This is a genomic window from Methylorubrum zatmanii, assembly GCF_014845115.1.
In the GTDB taxonomy this organism is placed as follows: Bacteria; Pseudomonadota; Alphaproteobacteria; order Rhizobiales; family Beijerinckiaceae; genus Methylobacterium; species Methylobacterium zatmanii.
Window position 1 is genome coordinate 1 of the sequence record NZ_NKUI01000255.1, and the last position, 2,934, is coordinate 2,934.

The 2,934-nt window shown below is 72.9% G+C and carries 3 protein-coding genes; all 3 read right to left on the reverse strand.

What is annotated here, in order from left to right; genetic code table 11:
• Nucleotides 1-294: SDR family NAD(P)-dependent oxidoreductase (locus tag MZTS_RS22755; protein WP_192285523.1), on the reverse strand; the 294-nt coding region annotated here is incomplete at its 3' end.
• Nucleotides 294-1,664 carry an FAD-binding oxidoreductase gene (locus MZTS_RS22760; RefSeq protein WP_192285524.1) on the reverse strand — a complete coding sequence of 457 codons (1,371 nt, stop codon included), beginning with the start codon at nucleotides 1,662-1,664 and terminating at the stop codon, nucleotides 294-296. The genes MZTS_RS22760 and MZTS_RS22755, both read right to left, overlap by 1 nt.
• A 12-nt stretch (nucleotides 1,665-1,676) precedes the next feature.
• The gene (locus MZTS_RS22765; RefSeq protein ID WP_192285525.1) at nucleotides 1,677-2,870 is read right to left on the reverse strand and encodes a glycosyltransferase family 87 protein; all 1,194 of its coding nucleotides are present in this window, start codon (nucleotides 2,868-2,870) and stop codon (nucleotides 1,677-1,679) included.
• Between the last annotated feature and the right edge of the window lie 64 nt (nucleotides 2,871-2,934).

Below are 2,934 nucleotides of genomic sequence, written 5' to 3' on the forward strand. Positions count from 1 at the left end.
CATGTCGCCCTCCGCCCGCCTCTGGTCGCCGAGTTCGCCGACCGCGCAGACCACGGTGTCGGGCAGCACCGGCAGGCCGTCGAGGACCCGCGCGAAGCCGTCCGTCTCCAAGATGTCGAGGCGCAGCAGCGTCACCTCGGCGCGAAATCGCGCGGCGAGGTCGTCGGCGTTGCGCTGGGCCCGAGCCGGGTCGCGCGCCGCCAGCAGGATGCGCCAGCCGGCCTCGGCATAGCGGGCGGCCACGGCATGACCGATATCGGAGGTGGCTCCGACGAGGAGCAGGGTTCCGGCCATTACAATCCCAGACGCGTGGAGAGGCGGGAGGCGAGCGTTTGCTCAGCGCCGAGGCACCGCCGCATCTCCCGGAAGGCGGGCAGATCCGGATAGCCCGCCTCGAAGGTGTCGCGGCTCTGGCGGGCATCCTTGGCGAGGTAGAGGCGCCCGCCGGCCGCGACCACGAGGCGGTCCAGCGCGTCGAGGAGGGCGAAGGTCGCGCGGTTCGCCGGCAGGTCGAGGGCGAGGGTGTAGCCTTCCATCGGGAAGGACAGCCCGCCGCCGCCGGGGCCGAGCCGCTTGAGCACCGCCAGCGGCGAGGCGCTGCCGAGGCGGGCGATCCGGTCGAGCATCTCCGAGAGCACGGCATGGGCGCCGCGCGGGGGCAGCACGCATTGATGCTGGACGAAGCCGCGCCGACCGTAGAGCCGGTTCCAGGCCTGGAGCCCGTCTAGGGGGAAGAAATAGGCCTGCCACGGCACCAGGGCGGGTGTTTCGGCCATCGCCGCCCCGCGCCGGAAGTACAGGGCGTTGAAGGCGGCGACGGAGAGGCGGTTCAGGGTCCAGCCCGGCCAGCCCGGCGGCACCGCGAGCCGGCCGCGCGCCGGGGCCGGGAACGGGTCGCGTCCGGCGGCGCGGCAGGCCTCCCGGCCGGCATGTTCGCCCCGGTAGACGAGGCCGCGCCCCAGGGCGGGCCCTCGCGCGAGGCAATCGATCCAGGCGACGGAATAGGTCGCCGCGCCATCCTGCTCCAGCGCCCGCAGCATCGCCGCGAGGTCGGCCGCCACGCGGGTCCGCTGAACGATCCAGCCGCTCTCGACCGGCCGCAGGCGAAGGGTCGCGTCGAGGATCGTCCCGGTCAGCCCCATCCCGCCCAGGGTCATGGCGAAGAGGTCGGGGTCGCGCTCCCGCGAGCAGGCGCGCGGGACGCCGTCGGGCGTCAGCAGGGTCAGCGCCTCGACATGGGCACCGAAGCCACCCTCGCGGTGGTGGTTCTTGCCGTGAACATCGGCGGCAATCATCCCACCGAGGGTGACGCACTGCGTGCCGGGCACCACCGGGGGGAAGAAGCCCCTGGGCAGGACGGTGCGGATGATCTCGGCGAGGGTGATCCCGGCCTCCGCCCACAGCCGGCCGGTGGCGGGGTCGAAGCCGCGCATTCGGTCGAGCGCCCCGGTCAGGACGGTGATGCGCCGGCCGATCGCGGCATCGCCATAGGCGCGCCCGCCGCCGCGGGCGATCAGGCCCCGACGGCCGTGGAGGAGCGCGGGCAGGGTCGCGGGCGCATCCGCCGCAAGGATCTCGCTCACCGCTTGGGGGTAGCGACCCCAGCCGGAGATCGGCCGTAGGTCTCGCGCATCCGGGCCGGCGAGGGCGTGGTGCGGGGACATCGGACGGTCCCCCTACGCGGCGGCCGGGCCGGCGGACGGAAGGACCGCCTCCGCCGGCCGTCCCCGCCGCAGGATGCGCCAGATCAGGGCGAGCAGGACGAGAAGGATAGGGGCGGCGAAGGAGACGCCGACCGGCGGCGCCGTCTCGATGTCTCCCCAGACCGAGTTCGTCACGAAGCCGTAGCCGCCGGCGCCCCAACCGAGGCCGAGCAGGGTGATCTGCTCCCCCCGGCTCGCCCGTTCGAGGAGATCCGGCAGCAGGAGGGCGAGAGCGATCCCGTAGAGCGGCAGATCGTAATCGTAGGCGTAGGGGCTGACGAGCAGACTCACCAGAGCGGCGAGGCCAACAACCTGCCGCGGCGGCAGCCTTCGTTGCAGCGCGCGCCCGATGAGCCCGAGGGCGGCCATGGCCGTCGCCATCTGCGCAGCCAGGGCGAGGGGGGCGGCCAAGCCGACACTGCGCAGCCACGCATAGACCGACACCATCCGGAACAGAGGATACTCGCCTGCTGCCAGGAAGGCCTTTGCCTCGTCCACACCCCGCAGGAAGGCCGGCCAGATCGCGAGGCCGAGCACGGCGGTGGCAAGGCCCGCCGCGAGGGTCGCGACCAGGGCCGCCACGGCGAGGCAGGCCCAGCGGCGCATCAGAAGGGCGCAGAGGCCGAGTCCCACAGCAAGGTGCGGCTTGATCACCATCAGGCCGAGCGGCACGCCGGCACCCGTTCGTCCGCCTAGAAGGCCGAGACCGGTCAATCCGATCAGGGTGCCGGTGAGGAAGCCGTTCTGCCCCGAGGCCACCCCGATGAAGAGAACCGGGAACAGAGCGAGCAGCGTCACCGGAAAGAGCGGGCCGGCGATCCGGGCCAGCACGAGCAGATAGGCGGCGAGCGTCGTGCCGACGAAGGCGAGATAGGCGAGGCTGATCGGCAGGAGCGCCAACCCCGCCACGACGAGGTCGAAGGGCGGCGGGTAGGTCCAGGGCAGGAAGGCTTCGTTGCCGGTGAGCGTGCGCTGGACCCGCAACAGGGCCGGGAGATGATAGGCATCGGCGATGTCGCCCCGCCACACCATCCGGCCGGCGATGTGGAAGGCGTCGAAATCGGTCAGATCGACGGAGGGCAGGATACCGGCGTAGCGGGCTGCCTTGCCGAGGACGACCAGGGCGAGGGCGACGAGGAGCGTGCGCGTCACCAGCGGCGTCGCCAGCGCCGCGAGCGGCGTCGGCGCCCGGTGTGGCTCTCGTCCCGGCTGAACGTATGGCCCGCCCCGT

Bases quoted from the DNA above. Each gene is read 5' to 3' on its own strand.
- MZTS_RS22760 (WP_192285524.1), bottom strand. From the start codon at position 1,664: ATGTCCCCGCACCACGCCCTCGCCGGCCCGGATGCGCGAGACCTACGG.